The following is a 22,704-nucleotide window of genomic DNA, read 5'->3' on the forward strand; positions in this document are numbered from 1 at the left end:
ATCATTTTCGGAGAGCAAGCTCTCGCATTCTATCGTATTTTTTTAGTTGTCAAGTCAAGCGGGGCGGAATTTTGGGGAATTTTTGGGCATATGTGGCATATATGAAACAATTTATACCAAGCATTTGTTTTTTACGATTTTTCAAGTATAATTCGCCCCTTGTTTGTGCAAAATTAATAGAAATTTAAAAGAGCGTATAAAAATCGTATGAAAACCTATCCAAAACTACTTTTGGTGCTATTTGTGCTCTGTGTGGGAGTAGCCCATAGCGCGCAAATCACCGCGATACACTATGAGGGCAGCACCTCTATATCCGATACCCTCGCTGCAGAAATCTCCAAGCTAAAGCCCGGCGATACACTTGATGTGGATAAAGTCGATGAGGCGATTGTCGCGTTTTTCAAACAAGGATATTTTGAGGATATTTATGCGACTTTTGATAATGGGGTTTTGACTTTTCACTTTAAACAACGCCCCAAAATCGCTAGCGTCGAGATAAAGGGCTATGGCAGTGAGCAAGAAAAAGAAACGCTTTATAGCCAAATTGGTATCAAAAAGGGCGATAGCTACGATGAAATCAAGCTAGAGCGCGCTAAGCTCATCATCAAGACGATTTTAGAATATCAAGGCTACTATGGCAGCGTGATACAAGAAGAGATCACGCCTGTAGGCAGCGATGGCGCGTATGCGATCACACTCAATGTCAATCAAGGCGAAAACATCATCATCACCAAAGCCCATTATGAGGGGCGCAAAAAACTTAGCGTGAGTGAAGTCCAAGAGCTCGCTGCCAATAGAGAAAAGCAGTTCGCCGGGTGGCTCTGGGGGCGCAATGATGGCAAACTCAAGCTCAATGATCTAGAATTTGATAGTGCGAGAATCCAAGACGCGTATATGCGCAAGGGGTTTTTGGACGCTAGCGTATCGCCGGCATTTTTGGAAGCGGATTTTAACGATCATAGCGCAGAGCTCTACTACAAGATAGAAGAGGGTGAGCGCTATAAAATCTCTGAAGTCAAAGTCATACTCCAAACCCCCGTAATCTCAGAAGAAAAACTCCTAAAAAAGCTCAAGATTCAGAAAAAAGACTACTTTAATATCGAAAACTTGCGCGCGGATATGGAGATCATCAAGCAAGAAGTCGCCGATCTGGGCTATGCCTTCACGCGTGTATCGCCGGATTTGGACAAAAACACTACAGATTCTGAAGTCAAAGTCATCTACTATGTGCAAATAGGGCAAAAGGTAAAAATCAATGATGTGATCATCACGGGCAACACCCGCACTGCAGATAAAATCATCCGTCGCGAGCTCCTCTTAGCCCCCGGCGATGAATACTCACTCTCCCAACTCCGCCGATCCGAAAACGCCCTCAAGCGTCTGGGGTATTTTAATAAAGTCGAGATACAAGAGCGCAGGGTGAGCGAAGATTCTATGGATTTGCTTGTGAATGTCGAGGAGGCGCGCACTGGCGAGCTGATGTTTGGCTTTGGCTATGGGAGCTATGATAGGCTGATGATAAATGCCTCTATCAGAGAGCGCAATCTCTTTGGGACGGGGCATAGCGGGCAGCTGTATGTGGATTGGTCGTATCGTCGGCAGCTCTTTAATCTCACGCTGACTAACCCGCGTATTTTGGATTCTGAATATAGTGAATCTGTGAGCGCGTTTGTCTCTACTTATTGGAACTGGGATTATCGTGAGCAGACTGTCGGCGGAAGTGTGAATTTTGGACGTCTCATCACCGATACTTTTAGAGTGTCTTTGGGCTATACGCTAAGCACCACGAGGATTTTAGGATTTTATCAAGAAGCCACAGAACAAGCCTACAAGCAGTATTTTCAAGAAGCTTACAAAAGCGGTATAACCCCGCTTGATGCGCCACTAAAAAGCGCGATTAGCCCAAGTATCTATTTTGACAACACCGATGACTACTACTTCCCCAAAAATGGTATCATTGCTTCGGCTTATATCGAATACGCCGGGCTTGGCGGCGAGGAAAAATACACCAAAATCTATGGAAAATTTGCGGGCTATAAGCACCTAAAGAGCCTCATAGGGCTGGATCTGATCGCGCGCTATAAAATGCAAGCAGGTATGATCATCGATCAGGGCTACGCGCCTATCACGAGTAAGTTTTATATGGGGGGTATCACGAGTGTGCGGGGCTATCAGATTAGCTCCCTCACGCCGCGCTATTATACGAGTGGCTATCCCCAAGGTATCCGCATAGGCGGTGACTATATGATGACAAACTCCCTAGAGCTAAGCTATGGAATCCTAGAAAAAGCCCAAATGCGCCTAGCTGTCTTTTATGACTATGGTATGATAGGCGTGGATTCTATCAATGAGACGGTGCGGCAGTCGTGGGGATTAGCCATAGAGTGGGTGAGCCCTATCGGACCGCTCGTGCTTGTCTTTCCACGAGCGATCAATCCCGGGCCAAACGACTTCACTTCAACATTTGAATTTACCATGGGGACGAGGTTTTAGATCCCCTCACAAGGAGGCAGTATGAGCGAGACACCTACCCTTACCAAAAAGCGCGTGAGCAATGATGAGATTTTGGATTTGATGAAAAACGCTTCGCTAAAAGATCTAGGCATACGCGCCACGCAGATTCGCGACACGCTCCATCCGAGCCAAACCATCACTTTTGTAGTGGATAGGAATATCAACTACACCAATATTTGCTGGGTGGATTGCAAATTTTGCGCGTTTAAGCGACGCATAAACGAGGAGGGTGTGTATATACTCAGCTTTGATGAGATTGATACCAAGATAGAGGAGCTCATCGCCATCGGCGGCACGCAGATCCTCTTCCAAGGCGGCGTGCATCCTAAGCTTACAATCGAGTGGTATGAAGATCTCGTGCGCCATATCCACCAAAAATACCCACAAATCACTATCCACGGCTTTTCAGCAATCGAGATAAACTACATAGCTAAGGTTTCTAAACTCACTATCCCTGAAGTGCTTAGACGCCTGCAGGCTGCGGGGCTTAGCTCGGTGCCGGGTGCTGGCGCGGAGATACTAAGCGATAGAGTGCGTGATATCATCGCGCCCAAAAAACTCGATACACGCGAGTGGCTAGAGGTGCATGAGGAAGCACACAAAATCGGTATGAAGGGCACGGCGACGATGATGTTTGGCAGTGTGGAATCCGATGAGGATATCGTGGCGCATTGGGAGGCATTGCGCAATCTCCAAGACAAATACCACGGCTTTAGGGCATTTATTCTCTGGAGCTTTCAGCCTCATAACACGCCGCTTAAAGAGGAGTTTCCGCATATCCGATGTGCTAGCTCGCACCGGTATTTGCGCCTTTTGGCATGCAGTAGAATCTACTTGGATAACTTCGCTAATATCCAAAGTTCGTGGGTTACGCAAGGCTCTTATATCGGGCAGCTCGCCCTGCTCTTTGGGGCAAACGATCTGGGCAGCACGATGATGGAAGAAAATGTCGTCTCCTCCGCAGGAGCGTGCCACTCGATGAATGAACAAGAGATGATAGCACTCATCAAGGACTTAGGTTACCACCCTGCCAAGCGCAATACCGCCTATGAGATATTGCAGCGATACTAAGGATTGATGATGCCAAAGAAGTTTTATGTGGGTGTGTTTGGGTTTTTGATTTTTATCGGAGGTTTGTATATGGTGTTAAAGAGCAACAACTACATAGAATCTGAAGATTCTGCCCTTGAGTATGTGCAGATTAATGGCGTGAATGTGCCCCTTATTTTTGAGCAGAGCGATTTGCTCCCGGTGGGCAAAATCGAGCTTGTGTTTGAGGGGGGCGGGAGTATCTATGACGCGCTCAATGCTAAAGATGCTCTGCCAAATCCCAAAAATGCCAAGGAAGCAAAGGCGGGGCTCGCTCATCTCGCCTCGGCAGTGCTCAATGAGGGCACGCGGGAGCTAGGCAATATCGCCTTTGCAGACAAGCTAGAATCCAAAGCCATCACGCTCGATGTGGGCACAGGCGCGCAAACCCTTAGCTTTGATGTGTCGTTTTTGCGCGAGCATAAGGACTTCGCGCTCGCCTGCCTAGTGGATTTGCTAAAAAATCCTAATACAACCCAAGAGAGCCTAGTGAAGGTAAAAGAAATCACTAAAGCCACGATTTTGCGCAAGGCAAACGACTTTGATTATGTCGCACGCACCAATCTCAATGCCATATTTTTTGAAAACACCCCGATGGAATACCCGAGTATGGGCAGCGAGGAGAGCGTGGATTCTATCACTTTGGGCGATATCGAGCAGTATTTGAGCCAAAACCTCGTGCTAGAGCGTCTCATCATCGTGGCGGGAGGGGATATGGAGATTAAGGAGCTTAAAGAGCAGTTGGCTAAAGAGCTAAGTTTCTTACCCCTAGGCACCAAGCCCACCAAACCTCATATCAAGCCCCGCACCACTCCAAAAGAAATCATCGCACACAAGCAAACCAAGCAAGCCTACATACACTTCGCCTCGCCCTTTGGCGCAAAGGTTAAAGAAAACTACAAAACAAAAGTGATGAGTTTCGTGCTGGGCGCATCGGGCTTTGGCTCGCGCATAATGGAAGAGGTGCGCGTCAAGCGGGGGCTTGCATACAGCGCGTATTTTAGTATCATAGGCGGGAGTGATTTGGTGAATTACGGCGTGGGGTATCTGCAGACAGGGCTAGATTCTAAAGACAAGGCGATGAAAGTCGTGCAGGAAGTGATGAGGGAATTTATCGACAAGGGGATTACCCAAGAGGAGCTAGACGCTGCCAAGGCGTTCATACTCGGCAGTGAGCCACTTAGCGAGGAGACGCTCTCGCAGCGACTAAATGCTAAGCTTATGAACTATATGCGCAACCTCCCGCTTGATAATCACAAAAAGGACATCGCTAAAATCTCTCGCCTCTCGCTTAAAGAGATTAATGATTTTATCGCCAAGCACGCAGAGATTTTGGAGCTTAGTATAAGCTTTGTGGAGGGGCAGTAGAGAGGGCTCTAGATTCTGTTAGGGCATTGCGCTTTTGCTCGGGGGAAAATGGCTCCTTGGGTATGCAATGCGATAAGATTGCGGATTTTTTGGAAGGTTAGCGGACTTAGCGTCCGTGCCTTCCGAAAAATCCGCAAAGCTTACACAGCCACACCGCAATGACTAATTTTTTTGTTTGCGTTGGTAACCCCACGCAATCCACACCAAGGGGGCAAGCCAAGCGCAGAATGTAAGGCAGATTCAGAATCTAAGGAAAGTTTAGAATCTAGCTCCTTAGATTCTGAATCTACACGAGATTCTGTTAGGCTAGATTCTAAGCCTACACTAGATTCTGTATTTTCTCTACATTCCGTGCTTGGCTTTGCCTTGTTTGGTGTGGATTCTACGGGCTTGCTACTACAAGCAAAAAATCAGTCTCTAAGTTTTCTAAAGAAACTTCGTTTTCTAAAGAAACTTCGTTTTGATAAAATCTGCGCAAATGCCACATCGCACCCCTGACACGGCTAAACCAAAAAACTACAGAATCTCGCTCTAGATTCTGTAATTACACGCGCAGTAGGGCTTTGCCTCACACCCAAATAACACTTTGCCAAAGACAAATTGCATCAAAAGTTTTGCTCCTGCTCGAGGTTATCAAGCACACGGAATCTAAAATCGATATCCTCAAGCTCGCGGCGCAATTTTTTATTTTCCTCATAAAGGATTTCCCTACTCGTCTGCAGGCTCAAAACCTCCTTGCTCGTGGCATAAATGGTGTTTGTGAGATAGATTTTGGGGAAGCACAATCCCACAATCACGACAAAGAGCCCAAGCCCATACAGCAAATGCCTAGCACCCACGACATTTTCCTCCTGCAAGCCCTGCGCGAGAGCTTCTCGCTCCTGTGGGCTTTGGCACGTATGAGCAGACGCACTCAAAGGCGAGTGCTGCGAGTGCTCATCATACCCATCTTGCTCAAAACTAAAGGCATTCTCTTGGCTCATCGCCCACCCTCCCTAAAGGCAAAGACGCGTAGCTTCGCGCTCCTTGCGCGGCTATTGTGGGCGATTTCTCCCTCACTTGGGATTATGGGCTTTTTATGCACCACTTCGCCCAGCGCACTATCCCCGCCACACACGCATTTCATCGCGCTATGTGGGCACACACACGCCTTACTCCATTGTTTAAACGCGTTTTTGACAATCCGATCTTCTAGCGAGTGGAAGCTAATAATCCCCACGCGCGCCCCGCGCAAAAACCCCTCACCCCACGCCCCTTGCAGTGAATCCAAAAGCCCCTCTAGCTGCCCTAGCTCATCATTAACTTCTATCCTAATCGCCTGAAAGGCTTGCGTGGCGGGATTTATCCCCTTGGTGCGCGTGAGGGTGCGCGCACAGAGCTCGCTAAACTCCCTCGCGCTCCCAAAGGGCTCTCGCTCACGCCGCTGCACAATACCGCGCACGAGCTTTTTGGTTTCTCTAATCTCGCCATACTCGCTAAAAATCTTCTCTAGCTGCGTAGGGCTGTAGGCATTTAGCACCTCTTTTGCGCTAAGGGGCATGGAGGTATCCATACGCATATCTAGCGTGTGTGAGGCAAAGCCAAAGCCCCGCTGCGCTGAATCTAGCTGCATAGAGCTCACGCCTATATCCGCTAGCACCGCACGCACGCACGCTTTGTCCTCATTATCTAGTCGCGCCCACACGCTCCCAAAGTCGCTTTGCACAAACTCCACGCGCCCTTTATGCGCCCCCAACCGCTCTTTGGCTAGCTCTAGCGCGTGCGCGTCTCTATCCACGCCAATAACTCGCACGTGGGGGTGAGATTGCAAAAGCGCGAGCGTGTGCCCGCCAAAGCCAAGCGTGAGATCAAGGACTAGGGGATTTGCCTCACGCTCAAGGTGGGCAAACGCCTCTAGCACCTCATCTTTTAGCACAGAGATATGTTTCAACGCACGCCTTCGGGTAATTGCGCGCCCTCGTGGGCTTGCACATTCTCACGCGATTGCGCCACTTCATCGAGCAGATAGATGATATGCTGCCACGCGTGGTTTGTGCTTTCACTCAGCCCGATTTCACAAGTGCTAGAAGTGGCATACATCCGCTTAGGCTTGTGCGTGGCGAAGTGCTCCGCTAAGCCCTCTAGAGCTGAAGTGTTGAGCTCTGGCGTGCTAAAGCCCTTATTCCCCGCAAAGCCGCAGCAATAAGTCTGTGGGTGCGTAACCACCTCGCCACGCGTGCAGTGCGCGGCTATCTCATAGATACTCTCCGCCCACGCGTGTCTTTTGCACGAGCACACCGCATACACGCCCACAGATTCACTAAGGGGCGCGATACGCACGCGCGGCAGGATTTCATCGCGCACATACGCGCTCATATCAACCACGCGCAACGCCTCAAAGCCGCGCAAGTGTTTGAGCTGCTCCACTAGCTCGCCACTGCACGCGCTATGATCGCACACGATGGGGATTGCGCCATTTTCTGAAGCCTCTAGGAGCTCTTGTAGTGTGCGGTGGAGGGGATTTAGGCTAGGATCTTTGGTTGTGAAGTCCTTAAACGCCTTGCCACAGCACATTTTAGCGATATTTTTGGGGTAGAGCACGCTTATGCCTGCTTTGGCACAGAGGCTCTCAAACACCGCTTGTATTGGGCGTTTGTCTGCTGCTTGTCTAGGGGGCGCAAACACGCGATTAAGACAGCTTGTGAGGTAGAGGATTTTGTCATTATTTTTAATGCAAGTTTGCGTGGCAAACTTGCTATCGTCAATGAGGGCTAAGCCCTCATTGCCTCCGCTGCGCGAACATACAGGAGATTTTTTAGAATCCAAAACCCCATTTAGTGCCAGCGCGTCATCAACGCCACTTGGGCTAACACCTTTTTTATAAACCGAGCTAGGGCTTATCATTTCACTGCAATTTGCTTGTGGCAAATTGCTATCGCTCGCTCCGCCACTCATAGTGGATTTTATAGAATCTAGCATTTTAGATTCTAGAGCGTAGGTGTTTTTGGTGGGCATATATTTGGGCACTATGGGCGTGTGGAGGGCTCTATTGAGGGAAGTGCTAAAGCTTTTTAGCACATTGCTCCCCAGTAGCGAAGCCCCCACATTTGCCGCGCCCACGCTAAATCTTGCTACCTTGCTCGCCTTGTCCATATTGCGCGCTATCACGCCTGCGATGGTGCTTGCGAGCTTGGAGGCATTGGCGTTTTTGGAGTTTGTGGCGATTTTGGCAGTGTCGATCTCTAGCGGGCAGAGGGTGGCGCACATCGAGCAAGTCGCGCAAGTCGCCACGCCAAAATACGCATAATCCCTGCGCAAAGATTCTAGCTCCTCGCGCTCTTGTGCGCTTATGTGCGTGAGGCTCTCAAGTCGCTTTATCTCCCTATACACCGCGATTCTCTGGCGAGGGGTTAGCGTGATGTTTTTGCTTGGGCACACCTTCTCGCAAAACCCACATTCCATACACGCCTCTAGATAATCCTCAATACTATGCGCGGGCTTTAGATTCTTGATATGAATCTCCCTATCCTCGCAGATAATCACATCGGGGTTAAAGAGATTGCGCTCATCAAAAATGGCTTTAATGCGCTTATTGAGCCCATAGGCTTTTTCTCCCCACTCTTGCTCCACAAATGGCGCCATCATTCTGCCCGTGCCGTGTTCGGCTTTGGTGCTGCCCTTCAGCGAGAGGACTAGCTCCACCATCTTATCCATAAACGCCGCGAAGTTCTCACGCTCCTTTGTATCACTAAGCAAGGGTGTGATGATAAAATGCACATTCCCACTGAGCGCGTGCCCAAAGATAATCCCATCAAACGCATATTCTCTAAATAGCCGCCCAATCCCCTCAATCCCCTTAGCAAAGTTTGGAATCTCAAAGCAAATATCCTCTGTGATCACCGTGCTACCGCGCCTCTTAGTGCCTGCTGATATGGGCAAAAGCCCCTTGCGCACTTTCCACCATTTGGCTTGCGTGGCTTCATCAAAGCTAAATTCTATCCCAAAAAGCGTAGGCACGCGCTCTAGCTCCCCTCTCACCGCCTCTATGTGTGAATCTAGCTCCGCTTTGCTATCAGATTCTATTTGGATTAAGATACAGCAATTCCCCTCCGCTATCTTTGCGAGCTCTTGGGGCATACCCTCTATACCGCTCACCGCCTTTAGGCACGCATAGTCCATAATCTCCGCCGCGCTCACCTTATCATCATTGCGCGAGAGGATCTCAATCGCCCCCGCTGCCAACCCGAGATTTTCATAAAAAAGCAGCGCGCAGGCTTTGAGCGCGTAGTCCTTTACCGGTGTGTATTCCACCCGCGAGACAAAGCCAAGTGTCCCCTCCGCACCGATAAAGATATGGTTTAAAATGTCTTTTATATCCGCAAAATCGCTCAAAGCATTGAGCGCGTAACCCGTGGTGTTTTTGATAGCAAATTTGCGCTCTATCTCTTTGCGCAATGCCTCATCGCTCACTATCTCTTCGCGCAAGGAGAGGATTTGTTCCACCATTTGGGCGTGCGTGCGCACAAACTCCTGCACATTATCAGCATCTGAAGTGTCCAAAATAAAGCCATCGTGTAAGATCACGCGGATGGATTTTATCGTCTGGTAGCTATTTTGCTTCACGCCGCAGCACATTCCGCTAGAATTGTTTGAAAAAATCCCGCCAATGCTTGCGTTATTGATCGTCGCGGGATCAGGACCGATTTTTTTGCCAAAAGCTTTAAGCGCGTTGTTTGCCTCTATGCCTATCACCCCGCAATCACACCATATAGAATCCGCACTCGCCTTGATATTTTGCCATTTGTGCATACACACTACAAGCACGCTATCCCCACACGCCTGCCCGCTTAGACTCGTGCCAGAGCCGCGAAAAGTTAGCGGGATATTGTAGGTTTTGCTTAAGCCAATGATACGCACCACTTCTGCCTCATTCACGGGCTTTAGCACGAGTTTAGGGATATAGCGGTAGCACGAGGCATCCACTCCATAGGCAAAGCGCATAATGTAGCTTTCATAGATTCTGTATTGGCGCACTCCCGCGTGTGTGTCAAACAAAAACTCCCTGCACTCTTGTGCAAAACTTTCATAATCTCGCATTGTTGCTCCTTTGTTGTTGTGTGTGGCGCACGCGCGCTAGATAGCGATTTGGGCGATGTCGCCGATAGTCAAAAACTCCCGATAAATCCCGCCAATAAGCGCGTATCGATTAGCCCTTGAGCACTCATCTTTGTCATTGACTAGCACATTTTCAAAAAATGCTTCAAGCGGATTTTTGAGCGCAAAGAGTGCCTGCGTGTGCTCTAGGCGCGAGGTAAATGAGCGATTTTTAATCCCCATAAAGCTTTCAAAAAGGCGAGATTCTGCATCGTGGGTAAAAAGCGCGGGATTGATAGAATCTAGCGCGCTAAGATCGATGTCTTTGCAAATATTTGCCACGCGCTTAAAGGTGCTAAGGAGCGCGGGCTTATCCTGCGTGTTCGCAAAGACTTCGTGGAGCGTGAGGGCGTTTTGGATAAGCGCATTGATATCGCGCTGTGGTTGGTTGTGTGTATCAAGCCCACAGAGTGCCGCGCGGAAAATCGAGGGGTTTATGGGCAGGGCGTTTTCAAGCCGCTCGAGGAAAAAGGATTCTATCTTTTTAATGCAAGTTTGCGTAGCAAACTTGTTATCGCTCGTGGCGAGTGAATCCTCGCTCGCTCTGCTTTGTGAATCTTTGCCATAGCCTAGTGTCTCATAGAGCGTGCGCAAATCCTCGCGCAGACTAAAGCTAAAGCCCATATGTTGGATAATCTTTATCACGCCATTTGCCGCGCGCCGCAGGGCGAAGGGATCTTTAGAGCCCGTTGGGATTTTATCAATACTAAAAAGCCCAAAGATACTATCAAGCTTATTTGAGAGGCTCACTATCGCACTTAGCGCGTTGGAGGGCAGCGCAGAATCTTCCCCCGTGGGCAGATACTGCTCGCTGATGGCTTGTGCTACTAGCGTATCTAAGCCGAGTGCGCGCGCATAATACCCGCCCATAATCCCCTGCAGCTCAGGAAACTCATACACCATCTCGGTGAGCAAATCTGCCTTAGCCAAGCGCACACTCTGCGCCAAAAGCTCCGCAAAATTCTTAGGCGCGAAGTTGTGAGTGGGCGCGTATTTGGCATACAGAATCTGCGCGATTTGCAGCTCTCTTTGGCTTTTATCCGCCAAGCTCCCTAGATTTTGCACAAAGAGGATATGCTCTAGCCCCTCTGTCTCTAGCCCGCGCCTTAAGTCGTTGCGATAGAAAAACATCGCATCGCTTAGGCGGGCTTTGAGCACCTTTTGGTTACCCGCGATGATGAGTGAAGTATCGCTGCTTGTGGAATTGCTCACGACGATGAAGCCATTAAAAAGCCGCCCCTGCTTGTGGATTGCAAAATACCGCTGATGCTCTTTCATAGAAGTGATGATGACTTCCTTTGGCAGCTCCAAAAACTCCTCGCCAAAGCCCCCAAGCAATACCCTCGGATACTCCGTGATCGCCACCACTTCATCAAGCAGCACGGGATCGATCTCCACCTCTATGCTATGGGCGCGCTCAATCTCGCTAATTTGCTCTAGGATACGCTCCTTGCGCTCTTGTTGGTTGAGAATCACCTTGTGTGTGTGCAACGCCTCAAAATACTCCGCCACGCTCCCCACACTAATGGGCGCAAAGCCCAAATCCCTATGCCCAAAAGTCTGTGGCTTAGAATCCACCCCAAACGCGCTAAGGTGTAGGCAAGTCTCGCCCAAAAACGCGCAAATATTCTCAATAGGGCGGATAAAGCCCTCGCTTAGAGCCCCCCAACGCATACTCTTGCCAAAGCTTAGTTTCCCCAAAAACGCGCTAAAAATCTCTTGGAGCAAGCTAGCAGATTCCACGCCCTTTTGGGTATGGGAGAAATACAGCACTTCCTTGCCATCTTTGGTAGCTATACTGACTTTGTCGCGATCCTCCTTTGGATCTAGGCTATGCTTAGCAAAAAAGCTCTCCCCCGCCTTAGTGAGCGCGCCGCACACATCGCCATTTTCATAGGCTATGCTAATGGGCGCGCCATAAGATTCTATCACGCGATCTTGGGAGTAGAGCGGGAAGTCCCTAGCATAGAGCACGATACGCCTAGGGGTGAAAAATACTTGTATCTCACAGGGCGCGATATGGTGGGCACGGAGTGAATCCTGCCATTTGGTAGCGATATGGGGAAGTTCTTGCAAAAAGGGGATTGCGGGGAGTTCTTGGGTGAGTATCTCTATGAGAAGTGTAGTAGTCTTCAAGGGTATCCTTTGTGATAAAATCTTGGGATTTTAGCACGCAAAGCATTAGGGGTTGGTTAAAGCTGCTCCTTGTGTGTCGTGGTGCGCAAGTGTAGTAGGGGGGATTTGAGTGCTTCTAGCTCACGCGCTAGCGCATTTGCCGCACTTGCAAACTCCTCACTGCTCCCAAACTCCCCCAAATGCGCGATACGCACTCCCACATATTGTGAGATAAACGCCTCGCTATCGCGCCCCTCATCATCGCACGCCCCGCTGATGACAAGCCCTAGGAGAGGCACCCCGCGCGCTTTGAGAGATTGCACACTGAGCAGGATATGATTTATCGCGCCTAGATAGTGCCGCCCCACAAGCACCACAGGCAGGCGATGGTGCGCCACCCAATCAAGCACACAATGCACAGAATCTAGGGGCGTATAGAGCCCTCCGGCAGTCTCGATGAGGATATGCGCAGGTTTGGGCGCGGGTTTTTTGGGAGTAGATTTAGGGCTAGGCGTGGGGGCAGATTTTCCCACAGGCTCATCGCGCATTGGGAGCGTGGGTAGGGGCAGGGCGAGGGCGTCGTATTCTAGGGATTCTAGCCTCTTGGCGCGGTGGGGAGAGGTGGGCGTGCGCAGTGTGATGGCACTAGGGATTATGGGTGTGTGGGGCGTGAGGGCAGCGACTGCCTCGCTATCGGTGGGCGTGCCAGCTTGGATAAGCTTGTGATAGGCAAGCCCTAGCGTGTGGCATAGCGCGGCACTCACGGCGGTTTTGCCCACATCGGTATGAGAGCCCACAACCGCCAGATACGCCATAGCACCTCCTTCTAGAAGTTGTAAGTATAGGCAAGGCTTAGAGCATAGGGGCGGCGCATCGTGGTTTTGGTGGCGTTGATAGTAAGGATTGTTTGAAAATTCCCATACGCCTCGCCTTTGCCCCCATTTGGCTTGTAGTCTTTGCCATTTGCCACCCAAGTTTCCCCGCCGATAGCCACGCTGGCAAAGACACCAAAGACTTTGTTTGTGGTATCGATGATATTATACAGCACACCCGCGCCCATATTGTATGCTACGCTTTTTGTAGCACCATAGCCAAAACACACATATGGACGCACGCCAAACCTCCCTCGCTCGCCAAATATAAACTTATGCCCGCCTATACTGCCACTTTTGACGCGCGCACCCACTCGCGTCGATATCATGCCTAAACTTGCTCTTTGCCCCGTCTGCTTCCACTGCGAGATACTCTCCACTTTTTTCTGCATACGCGTCCCAAAATGCTCACATACAGAATCTAATAAAACTCCCGCACAAGCTCTGGTTTGTTGGCACTCATAAAATGTATTTTATCGTGCAAGCCGCGCAGCTCCGCTAGCAACTTAGATGATAGCTCCACACCCACTTTATACTCGCGATCTCTAGCCGTCTCAAGCCGCGCTATCCACGACTCTGGGATAAACACACCCGGGAGCTTGTCGCGCAAAAACAGCGCGACTTTATAACTCACCACAGGGAAAAACCCAAAGACAAGCGTGGTATGCGTGCCATACTCGGCGTTTAGCTCCTCTAGGCTTTCACACAAAAACTCCGCCACTTCTGTAGAATACACCGGTTGGGTAAAAAGTGCCTGCACGCCGCCTTGGGCGATTTTTTTGCGCATTTTGGTTTTGAGCGATTGGAGATTGTTGGCATAGGAGTTGATGACTTGGAAGCTATAAATGGGCTTAGCAGGTGCTTGGAGTGGCTTGCCATTTACCGCCCTGCCTGCGTTAAGCTCGCTAATAATGTGCGTGAGTTTGAGCGAATTTTCTTCAAACACGCCCTTAGTTTGCGCGCAATCCCCGAGTTTAATGGGATCGCCCGTGAGGCACAAAAACGCGCGTAAATCAAACTCGTTTGCCGCCAAAATATCCCCACACAGCGCGATAGAATTGCGATCACGCATAGAAAGCGTGCAAATAAGGGGCTTTTGGGTAAGATTTTGAATCTTAATAGAGCTTAGAATGGAGCTTGGTTTAAACCTCGCTAGGGGCGAATCTGTGCAGACAAGGGCATTAATAGGGATCTCGCGTGAGAGCGCACAGAGGCTCTCTATCTCCTTGCTCCCTTTAAGCGCGCCCGCAAGCGGCGGGGTAACCTCAAGACTTAAAAACGGCTTATTGGTATGCAAATCCCTAATGAGCGTCTCTACCATAGAATCTGCTACCATAGAATCCGCTGCGCACACAGAATCTAGCGCACAATCACGACTTTTAAGTACAGAATCTAGTGGCTGCGTGGATTCTAGGCTTGGCGTTGTAGGCATACGCGCCACCTTTTAGAGCTCGCCTCGCACCGCTTTGACTGCCTCCACCATATTTTTAAGGCTAGGCTTGACTTCCTCCCATTTGCGTGTTTTCAATCCACAATCAGGATTTATCCACAACTGCTCTTTGGGCAGCACTTCTAAGAGTGCCCTAATCTGTGTGATAATCTCCTCTACACTTGGGATTCTAGGGCTATGTATGTCATACACTCCCGGTCCTACCTCGTGTGTGTAGCCCACTTGCTTAAAGACTTTGAGGAGTTCATTGCCACTGCGTGCGGTTTCTATGCTAATCACATCGGCATCCATTGCCTCGATGGTTTTAATGATATCATTAAACTCGCTATAGCACATATGCGTGTGAATCTGCGTATTTGCCCTCGCTACTGCTGTTGAGATTTTAAAGCACTCTAGTGCCCACTGCTCGTATTCTTTGATATTTTCAGCACGCAAGGGATAGCCCTCTTTAAACGCCGCTTCATCAACTTGAATAATCCTAACCCCACCATTTTGCAAATCATCAATCTCATCAGCAATAGCTAGGGCGATTTGCTCACACACTTGAGCGCGGCTCAAATCATCACGCACAAAGCTCCAGTTTAGGATAGTTACCGGTCCTGTTAGCATACCTTTCATAACCTTACTTGTGAGGCTTTGGGCGTATTGTATCCACTCTAGCGTCATTGCCCTAGGGCGTGCCACATCGCCAAAGATGATGGGGGGCTTGACACATCGGCTACCATAGCTTTGCACCCAACCATTTTGGCTAAACACAAAGCCCTCAAGCTGCTCGCCAAAATACTCCACCATATCGTTTCGCTCTGGCTCGCCATGCACCAAAATATCTAGCCCAATTTCCTCTTGAAACGCCACGCAATCTTTGATATATTCCTTTATCCCGTTTTCATAAGATTCTTTAGTAATCTCGCCCTTTTTAAAGCCAAGTCGCAATGCCCTAAGCTCTGGTGTTTGGGGGAATGAGCCAATCGTCGTGGTGGCTAAATCTGGATAGCCTAGCTCCCTTCTTTGAATCTTAATGCGCTCTTTAAAGGCGACATCACGCACTTTTAGGGTGTTGGCACTCACGCGCTCACGCACGGCTTTGTTATTTGTCTTTTCTGAAGTCCTGCGGGCAGCATTGATAGCTTTATTAGATTCTAAAAATTCCTTGCTAGCCCCACTAGCCCCGCTTACGCCATTTTGGAATAAATCCTCTAGCACACGCAATTCTTCAAGCTTCTCTTTAGCAAAGCTAATCCAACTTAGGATTTGTGAATCGATTTTGCTCTCATCGTCCTTGCCAAAAGGCACGTGGAGCAGGGAGCAAGAAGTGCTTAGCACGATACGATTCTTTGGCACAATCGCCGCAATAGATTCTAAAGTTTTGAGTTTAGAATCCAAATCCGCCACCCAAATGTTGCGTCCATCAATAAGCCCGGCAAAGAGGACTTTATCACTTTTAGCGATAAGCTCTAGGGCTTGTGTGTTTTTACTCCCTGCTAGAAAATCTAGTCCGATACCATAAATGCCTGTGTTTAGCAGGATTTCTGTGAGTTCGTTGCTATGCTCAAAAAAGGTTGTCACAATCGCCTTAATGCCCTTTTTGGCAATGGAATCATAAATGCAAGTGATCACATCTCTCTCATACACGCACGATAATTCTTTAAACACCGCATTCTCACCCCCAAACCCTCGCACAAAGATAGGCTCGCTAAACTCCACCACCACTTCAGAATCTAGCTTAGCAATCTCATCGATTAAATCAAGATAGGCACTTTTGAGTTTAGAAAAAATCGCTTGTGGCTCGCCGCTTACAATCTTACTTAGTCCAAAAAGCGTAAAAAGCCCAATGAGCGAGATTTTTGGCTTAAACCCAAGCGCTTTGGCTTCATTATATTGAGCGCGGATAGAATCCACATTCGCCACATAGCTATCATTTTCGCTAAGCTCTGGCACGACATAGTGGTAGTTGGTGTTAAACCACTTTGTCATCTCGCACGCCACGCCCTTTGTATGCCCTCTTGCCATAGCAAAATACCCCTCTAGCCCGCTAAGCTCTCTAAATCTCGCAGGTTTTGCCCCCAATGCATAGGCAAGATCAAGCACATTGTCATAATAGCTAAAGTCATTGACACACACAAAATCAAGGTGCTTTTGTGCTTCCCAATGCTTAGCACGCAAATCTTTTGCCACACTCTCTAGCTCACTTTGGCTACACTTCCCCGCCCAAAAGCTCTCTAGGGCTTTTTTGAGCTCTCTATTTTGTCCAATACGCGGAAATCCGATGATACTACTCATTGCAATCCTTTGAAGTGAAATTTGTTTAGAGGTATTATTGCATAATTTTTTTAAAACACAATATGTGTTTTGATATTTTTTAGATTCACTGATACAAAAAGTAACAAACACAATATGTGTTTTGATATTTTTGTATGCGGGGATTTTAGATTCTTAGTCGCGGGATTGTCTCATAAACTCTGTGTAATAAAGAGTGGTGAATCCTCCGCCCCGCTGCGCACATACACAACAGAATCTAAAAAGAGATTCTATAATGCTTAGATTCTTAAGAAGTGGCAGTGTGGGGGCGAGCTTAGGGAGGTGCTTAGTGGGTGTGCCTTAGCGCAGGGTTTGTAGAGATTCTAGCTTTTTGGCTTTGTAGGTGTGAAATTCTTGGCGCAAAATCGCCTCTCTAGCCTCGCGCACAAGTGTGAGATAAAAATGCAGATTGTGGATTGAGGCAAGGCGATAGTAAGTCATCTCCCCGCTTTTGTAGAGGTGGTGGAGATACGCGCGCGAGTAGTTTTGGCAGGTGTGGCAGCTACACTCTGAATCTAGCGGTGCGCTATCAAGCCCAAATCGTGCGTTTTTGATATGAATCTTGCCAAGGTTTGTGAAAAGCGTGGCATTGCGTGCATTGCGCGTGGGCATCACGCAATCAAACATATCCACGCCCCGCTCGATAGCCTCTAGGATATTTTGGGGCGTGCCCACGCCCATCAGATAGCGCGGTTTGTCGCTAGGCAGGTAGGGGATGGTGGATTCTATCGTGTCATACATCTCTTGCGCTCTCTCTCCCACTGCCAAGCCCCCTATGGCGTATCCGTCAAACTCCTCCATCGCCGTGAGGCTTAGAGCAGATTGCGCACGCAAGCTCGTATCCGTGCCACCTTGCACAATCGCAAAGAGATGGTTGGTGCGTGCGTTGCCCTCACTCTTTTGGCGCAGATGATACTCAAGGCTTGTGCGCGCCCACGCACTCGTGCGCTCAATAGATTCTATGATACGCTCCCTAGGTGCGGGCAGCCCCACGAGATCATCAAGCACCATCATAATATCGCTATTGAGCGCGTATTGAATCTCAAGCACTTTTTGGGGGGTAAAGAGGTGCTTGCTCCCATCGATATGGGATTTGAACTCCACGCCATTTTCATACAAAGCCACATTGCTCCCGAGGCTAAAGGCTTGGAATCCCCCACTATCGCTCAAATAATTGCCTCCAAAGTTGGCAAAGTTGTGAATCCCCCCAAGGGCTTTTAGCTTCTCAATCCCACAGCGCAGATACATATGGTAGGTGTTTGCGAGGATTATGGGGGCGCGCAAATGGTGGGAGATATCATAGCTATCTAGGGCTTTGATACAGCCCTGTGTGCCCACAGGCATAAAGATAGGCGTGTGAATCTCCCCGTGAGCGAGCGTGAGCGTGAGTGCTCTAGCGTGTGAATCTCGCCCATCAATACGCACCTGCATACACTCTCCTTTATTCCTTAAAATCCAAACTTATATTAAATTTATTGATTTCAGAGGCTCTTTAGTCTTAGCTTCCTATAATACGCCAAATTTACCCCTGTGGCTAGAAGGATTTGGTTTGAAAAAAACGCTTGTTTTTGCCGATGGCATTGTAGCAAAAATCTTTATCCAAAAAATCATCACCCAATATTTTAGCAACAACGCCTACGCCATCGTGTGCAAGGATAGCACGATGCTCCCAGCCTCTATCCCCACTTCCATAGAAACCCATTGCTTTGACTACACTTCAGCGTTTCGATTAGAATCTCTGTGTGGGAGCGATATCCAAGATGTCTTTATCGTGATTGATGAGCCAAAGGAGCGTTTTGTGCTCTATGAGCTTATCCGCAGGTTTAATGCCAAAGTGCGTATCGTGCTCTTTAACAATCACGAATTTACCATCCACACGACTGAGGGCAATAACAATGTCGTGCTGCTACGCGAGGATTTGCGTTTAAAAGGCGCGATAGATCCCAATCTCATCGTGATAGATTCTGAACACTTAGTAGCAAACCGCCTCACCCAACGCCTTGCCAATGTCCCGCTCATACCGCGCGGCTTTGGGCTAGAGCAGGGCGAGCTGATGGAGATCGCTATCCCGCCGGGGAGTATCTTTGCCTACCGCCACATAGGCTCTATCCAGCAAAAAAAATGGCGTATCGTGGGGATTTATCGCCGCGCGGAGTTTATCCTCGCCACGCATACATTAGTGATCCAGCCAAATGATGTGCTGCTTGTGGCGGGAGATTCTGTGGTGCTAAGCGAAATCTATCGCAGTGCCAAAAGCGATATCGGGCAGTTTCCCGCACCCTTTGGCAAGGATATATTTTTGTATGTCGATGCGAGCCGCTCTAGCGTGCAGTCCGTGCTAGATGATATAGAGGACGCGCTCTTTTTGCACACGCATATCAAAAGCGACAAACTCCGCATTTTTGTGCTAAATCCTAGCAATTTCGCACTTTTAGAATCTATCCGCGCCCACCAAGCCCCAAAGATCGAGATACATTTCATCTATGACAACAACGACTTTTGCGTCCAGATTCGCAAAGACTGCAAAAAGCGTCCGGGGCTCATTGTGCTAAGTCACGCGCTTTTTGTCCCGCGCGCTCATCGCCAAGCCCTCTACCAAGCCAACACACCGGTGCTAAAGACAGGCTATAAGCGTCTAGCAGAGGTGCAAAAGAGCTTCCTAGTCGTCGATGAGGGCTTGCAAAAGGGCGAAAACATCGCTTCAGCAATGTTTGATATCTCTAAGCAGCTTCATATCACGACGAGATTCTATGATTTTAACCCAGATTCAGAGCACCAGCGCACATTGCTAAATAATATCGAGAATCTCGGCAAGATTTTTTCACAAAAGCCAGAGATTACTTATTCTAGCTCGCACAATCCCATTTTGTTTTTGCAGGGCTCGCACGAAGTGTATTTGCAGTTTGTGCCCTTTGATAGCAGCATTACCCAGATGCGCCTCTTTGCCTTTGGCTCGATGGATTCTCAACGCCTCTCGCTCGGGCTTGATACAAACCCACAGATTTTTATCCCCTATTAACCCACCAAAAAGGATTGTCTAATGCGAGAAATCATCATAAACACCCCCACTAAGCAATACCCCGTGTATATTACTAACATACAGAATCTAGAGCCACTCACGCATAATGGCAAGGTGCTTGTCGTCTCAAATCCCAAAGTCGCTGGGCTGCACCTCTCTAGCATTTTGCCAAAGATTGTGGCAAAGGAAGTGTATGTGTGCATTATCCCCGATGGCGAGGCGTATAAGGACTTAAGGAGCGTGGAGTATATTTTGGAGTGTGCTTTCACGCATAAGCTTGATAGAAACTCGCTCTTTGTGGCACTTGGCGGCGGAGTAGTGGGTGATATCGTGGGTTTTGTGAGCGGGATTTATCAGCGTGGCGTGGAGTTTGTCCAGATTCCCACCACACTTTTAGCACAGGTAGATTCTAGCGTGGGTGGGAAGTGTGGGATCAATAATGCCTTTGGGAAGAATCTCATCGGGCTTTTTCATCAGCCAAAAGCCGTGTATGCCTATACCAACTTGCTTTCCACGCTAGATTCAAGGGAGTTTAGCGCGGGGGTGGCGGAGATTATCAAAATGGCGGTGTGCTTTGATAAGGAGTTTTTTGCCTACTTGCAGGGCGCGTGCTTGCAAGATACCCAAAGCCTAGAGTATGCCATCGCTAAAAGCATAGAGATAAAGGCTATGGTGGTGAGCAAGGACGAAAAAGAGCAGGGCTTGCGCGCTGCGCTTAATTATGGGCATACCTTTGGGCATGTGATAGAGAATCTCACGCACTATAGGGGCTATCTGCACGGCGAGTGTGTAGCCATAGGTATGTGTATGGCAAACGATCTCGCCCTCAAACTCTCGCTCATAAGCCAAGAAGAGCGCGAGAGTATCAAGGCACTCTTAGAGCACTATAACCTTCCAACTTCCTACAAAATAGCCGATGTTAGGGAGTTTTGGGAGAAGTTTTTCTTAGACAAAAAAAGCAGGGATTGCAAGATCACTTTTGTGCTGCCTGTGCATATCGGCGGTGTGTGTATGCGCGATGATATCCCTAAAGAAATCGTGATGGAAGTGCTAGAGCAATATAGCAAATGACAAAAGAGGATTAGGCGATGAGGCGAGTAGTCGTAAGTGTGCTGTGCGCTATGTGTGTGGCGTGGGCGAGTGTGGGTGCGGATATGGGCGCAAACGCCAATACAAACACGAATAATGAGGGCATAGACGCACCGAGCTTAGAATCTAAGCTCGCTAAGATAACCCAAGATATCGCCCAGAGTAATAACGCGTGGTATAAGCAATACACCAATATCAAGGCGTATGAAAGCCTCCTCCAAGAGATATCGCGCACACAAAGCGAGCTTGAGCGATTAGAATCTATCGAGGATAAGAGCTCTAGAGTCGCCTCACAAATCCTCCAATACAAAAACACGCTCCAAACCCTCCAGCGACAACGCGATATTTTAGAATCCTATGCCAAAAACTACTCCCAGCTCCTCGAGCTCCCCGAGATCCAAGATGTCCCGCATGTGAGCAACCCAATCCTTATCATCAGCGGCTATTCCTTTATCAAAAGCTTGCAAGAAAATCAGCACACAATTGAGAGCAATGCTAAAAGCCTAGAGGAAATCCTCGATAAGGCAAAGCAACGCTATGAGATAGCCCAGATACTCAATGACTACTATATCGATGAAAACATCGCCAAAAAAGCAAAGGAATATCAGATTGAGAGTATTGAGGCATTCCAAATGCTCCAAAGCCTAGAATCTGCTAAGGAGATTCTCAAAACCTCCTATGGAATCTATGCCAAAGAGACAGAGAGCATCATCGCTACATTAGAATCTGAGATAAAAGAGCAGATTATCAAGATGATTTCCATTCTTGTAGCCATCGGTGCGATTTTCCTCATCGGGCTTTTTATCAAAATCGCGCTGCGCAAATATATCCTTGATAGCAACCGCGTCTATACCGCAAACAAAATCATCAATATCTTTAACCTTAGCCTTGTTGTGATTATCCTGCTTTTTTCGTATTTAGAAAATGTCAGCTATCTCGTGGCGATTTTGGGTTTTGCCTCGGCGGGTTTGGCGATCGCGATGAAGGATTTGTTTATGAGCGTGCTTGGGTGGTTTGTGATCGTGCTAGGGGGCAGTATCCACGTGGGCGATAGGGTGCGCGTGGTAAAAGATGGCGCGGTGTATGTGGGCGATGTGCTTGATATCTCGGTATTGCGTATGACTATTTATGAGGATATCACGCTCACTTCCTATATGGAAAATCGCCGTGCCGGGCGGATTATCTTTATCCCTAATAACTACATTTTTACCACGCTTTTGGCAAACTACACGCACGCTGGGCTCAAAACCGTGTGGGATGGGATAGATATTAGCATAACCTTTGATAGCAATTACAAAAAAGCCCTAGGTATTGCCACAGAGATTGGCAAAAAATACTCCAAAGGCTACACAGAGGTTACGCGCAAGCGTATGGAGCGGCTCAAAGATCGCTTTTCACTGCGCAATATCAACCTCGAGACGCGCGCATTTTGTATGCTCGAGCCAAATGGGATTAGAATCTCTTTGTGGTATCACGTCAATTCTTATGCGATTATGACTTTGCGCAGCACGATTTCAGGCGAGCTTATCGAGGCGTTTTTGCGCGAGGAGGATATACACATAGCTTATCCGACGACAAAAGTCGTGCCCACAGGTGGCGATGGCAGGGGCAATAAACCCTTTATCGAGCCACAGCCTATCGCACCCAATGCCTCTATGCCAAATCCCTCTACTCCCCCCACACGCCCCAAAGGCGCACCGGATATACCCTTTGTGGATAACAAAGACTTAGATCACGGGAACTTCCCAATAAGCTAG

17 protein-coding genes are annotated in these 22,704 nt (G+C 48.6%); 8 read left to right on the forward strand and 9 right to left on the reverse strand.

Annotated elements, in window-relative coordinates; genetic code table 11:
• Nucleotides 1-207: 207 nt before the first annotated feature.
• The 4 genes from bamA to ACH2BK_RS07125 all read left to right on the forward strand — a co-directional run bounded on the left by bamA (nt 208) and on the right by ACH2BK_RS07125 (nt 5,469).
• The gene (bamA, locus tag ACH2BK_RS07110; protein WP_395002938.1) at nt 208-2,493 is read left to right on the forward strand and encodes an outer membrane protein assembly factor BamA; all 2,286 of its coding nucleotides are present in this window, start codon (nt 208-210) and stop codon (nt 2,491-2,493) included.
• 21 nt (nt 2,494-2,514) lie between these two features.
• Entirely contained in the window at nt 2,515-3,585 is a 1,071-nt protein-coding gene (locus ACH2BK_RS07115) for a dehypoxanthine futalosine cyclase (protein WP_395002941.1), read from the forward strand.
• A 9-nt stretch (nt 3,586-3,594) separates the two neighbouring features.
• A complete protein-coding gene (locus ACH2BK_RS07120; RefSeq protein ID WP_394997065.1) occupies nt 3,595-4,971 on the forward strand; it encodes a M16 family metallopeptidase in 1,377 nt (458 codons plus the stop codon).
• A gap of 171 nt (nt 4,972-5,142) precedes the next feature.
• On the forward strand, nt 5,143-5,469 hold the full coding sequence (locus tag ACH2BK_RS07125) for a hypothetical protein (protein WP_395002943.1): 327 nt from the start codon (nt 5,143-5,145) through the stop codon (nt 5,467-5,469).
• Nucleotides 5,470-5,576: 107 nt separating this feature from the next.
• On the opposite strand, the gene ACH2BK_RS07130 is transcribed toward ACH2BK_RS07125, so the two are convergent.
• From ACH2BK_RS07130 to metE, 8 genes are read right to left on the reverse strand one after another with little or no spacing between them, the layout of a single operon-like run.
• Nucleotides 5,577-5,954 carry a hypothetical protein gene (locus ACH2BK_RS07130; protein ID WP_395002945.1) on the reverse strand — a complete coding sequence of 126 codons (378 nt, stop codon included), beginning with the start codon at nt 5,952-5,954 and terminating at the stop codon, nt 5,577-5,579.
• Complete coding sequence (gene rsmH / locus ACH2BK_RS07135) at nt 5,951-6,901, reverse strand: 16S rRNA (cytosine(1402)-N(4))-methyltransferase RsmH (protein WP_395002947.1); 951 nt, start codon at nt 6,899-6,901, stop codon at nt 5,951-5,953. Before rsmH ends, ACH2BK_RS07130 begins: the two co-directional genes overlap by 4 nt.
• A complete protein-coding gene (locus ACH2BK_RS07140; protein WP_395002949.1) occupies nt 6,898-10,047 on the reverse strand; it encodes an FAD-binding and (Fe-S)-binding domain-containing protein in 3,150 nt (1,049 codons plus the stop codon). The genes rsmH and ACH2BK_RS07140 overlap by 4 nt, the downstream gene beginning before the upstream one ends.
• Before the next feature lie 36 nt (nt 10,048-10,083).
• Nucleotides 10,084-12,240, reverse strand: coding sequence for a glycine--tRNA ligase subunit beta (glyS, locus tag ACH2BK_RS07145; protein ID WP_395002951.1), 2,157 nt, complete (start codon nt 12,238-12,240; stop codon nt 10,084-10,086).
• 56 nt (nt 12,241-12,296) lie between these two features.
• Nucleotides 12,297-13,034 (reverse strand): ATP-dependent dethiobiotin synthetase BioD, encoded by a 738-nt coding sequence (gene bioD, locus ACH2BK_RS07150; protein WP_395002953.1) that lies wholly within the window; start codon nt 13,032-13,034, stop codon nt 12,297-12,299.
• 11 nt (nt 13,035-13,045) lie between these two features.
• The gene (locus ACH2BK_RS07155; protein ID WP_395002955.1) at nt 13,046-13,483 is read right to left on the reverse strand and encodes an outer membrane beta-barrel protein; all 438 of its coding nucleotides are present in this window, start codon (nt 13,481-13,483) and stop codon (nt 13,046-13,048) included.
• A gap of 29 nt (nt 13,484-13,512) precedes the next feature.
• The gene (locus ACH2BK_RS07160; protein ID WP_395002957.1) at nt 13,513-14,523 is read right to left on the reverse strand and encodes a methylenetetrahydrofolate reductase; all 1,011 of its coding nucleotides are present in this window, start codon (nt 14,521-14,523) and stop codon (nt 13,513-13,515) included.
• A gap of 12 nt (nt 14,524-14,535) precedes the next feature.
• Nucleotides 14,536-16,821: a 5-methyltetrahydropteroyltriglutamate--homocysteine S-methyltransferase gene (gene metE, locus ACH2BK_RS07165; protein WP_395002959.1), complete on the reverse strand. Its 2,286-nt coding sequence runs from the start codon at nt 16,819-16,821 to the stop codon at nt 14,536-14,538.
• A 114-nt stretch (nt 16,822-16,935) separates the two neighbouring features.
• Between metE and ACH2BK_RS07170 the strand changes: the two genes are divergently transcribed.
• Nucleotides 16,936-17,082, forward strand: a complete 147-nt coding sequence (locus ACH2BK_RS07170) for a hypothetical protein (RefSeq protein ID WP_394997049.1) — start codon at nt 16,936-16,938, stop codon at nt 17,080-17,082.
• Nucleotides 17,083-17,139: 57 nt separating this feature from the next.
• Here ACH2BK_RS07170 and tgt read toward each other — a convergent pair whose 3' ends face one another.
• On the reverse strand, nt 17,140-18,270 hold the full coding sequence (tgt, locus tag ACH2BK_RS07175) for a tRNA guanosine(34) transglycosylase Tgt (RefSeq protein WP_395002961.1): 1,131 nt from the start codon (nt 18,268-18,270) through the stop codon (nt 17,140-17,142).
• 118 nt (nt 18,271-18,388) lie between these two features.
• Between tgt and ACH2BK_RS07180 the strand changes: the two genes are divergently transcribed.
• Genes ACH2BK_RS07180 through ACH2BK_RS07190 form a run of 3 tightly spaced genes read left to right on the forward strand, consistent with a single transcriptional unit; the run spans nt 18,389 to nt 22,704 of the window.
• The gene (locus tag ACH2BK_RS07180) at nt 18,389-19,858 is read left to right on the forward strand and encodes a COG3400 family protein (RefSeq protein WP_395002963.1); all 1,470 of its coding nucleotides are present in this window, start codon (nt 18,389-18,391) and stop codon (nt 19,856-19,858) included.
• Between the two features lie 21 nt (nt 19,859-19,879).
• On the forward strand, nt 19,880-20,929 hold the full coding sequence (gene aroB, locus ACH2BK_RS07185) for a 3-dehydroquinate synthase (protein WP_395002965.1): 1,050 nt from the start codon (nt 19,880-19,882) through the stop codon (nt 20,927-20,929).
• A gap of 17 nt (nt 20,930-20,946) precedes the next feature.
• Complete coding sequence (locus ACH2BK_RS07190; protein WP_395002967.1) at nt 20,947-22,704, forward strand: mechanosensitive ion channel domain-containing protein; 1,758 nt, start codon at nt 20,947-20,949, stop codon at nt 22,702-22,704.

It is taken from the genome of uncultured Helicobacter sp. (genome assembly GCF_949282165.1).
GTDB lineage: Bacteria > Campylobacterota > Campylobacteria > Campylobacterales > Helicobacteraceae > Helicobacter_F.

Excerpts from the sequence above, each read along its gene's own strand:
- ACH2BK_RS07160 (WP_395002957.1), bottom strand. The coding sequence starts at position 14,523 with ATGCCTACAACGCCAAGCCTAGAATCCACGCAGCCACTAGATTCTGTA.
- bioD (WP_395002953.1), bottom strand. The coding sequence starts at position 13,034 with ATGGCGTATCTGGCGGTTGTGGGCTCTCATACCGATGTGGGCAAAACC.
- aroB (WP_395002965.1), top strand. The coding sequence starts at position 19,880 with ATGCGAGAAATCATCATAAACACCCCCACTAAGCAATACCCCGTGTAT.
- bamA (WP_395002938.1), top strand. The coding sequence starts at position 208 with ATGAAAACCTATCCAAAACTACTTTTGGTGCTATTTGTGCTCTGTGTG.
- ACH2BK_RS07190 (WP_395002967.1), top strand. The coding sequence starts at position 20,947 with ATGAGGCGAGTAGTCGTAAGTGTGCTGTGCGCTATGTGTGTGGCGTGG.
- tgt (WP_395002961.1), bottom strand. The coding sequence starts at position 18,270 with ATGCAGGTGCGTATTGATGGGCGAGATTCACACGCTAGAGCACTCACG.
- ACH2BK_RS07155 (WP_395002955.1), bottom strand. The coding sequence starts at position 13,483 with ATGCAGAAAAAAGTGGAGAGTATCTCGCAGTGGAAGCAGACGGGGCAA.
- ACH2BK_RS07120 (WP_394997065.1), top strand. The coding sequence starts at position 3,595 with ATGCCAAAGAAGTTTTATGTGGGTGTGTTTGGGTTTTTGATTTTTATC.
- metE (WP_395002959.1), bottom strand. The coding sequence starts at position 16,821 with ATGAGTAGTATCATCGGATTTCCGCGTATTGGACAAAATAGAGAGCTC.
- ACH2BK_RS07115 (WP_395002941.1), top strand. The coding sequence starts at position 2,515 with ATGAGCGAGACACCTACCCTTACCAAAAAGCGCGTGAGCAATGATGAG.
- ACH2BK_RS07170 (WP_394997049.1), top strand. The coding sequence starts at position 16,936 with ATGTGTTTTGATATTTTTGTATGCGGGGATTTTAGATTCTTAGTCGCG.
- ACH2BK_RS07140 (WP_395002949.1), bottom strand. The coding sequence starts at position 10,047 with ATGCGAGATTATGAAAGTTTTGCACAAGAGTGCAGGGAGTTTTTGTTT.
- ACH2BK_RS07130 (WP_395002945.1), bottom strand. The coding sequence starts at position 5,954 with ATGAGCCAAGAGAATGCCTTTAGTTTTGAGCAAGATGGGTATGATGAG.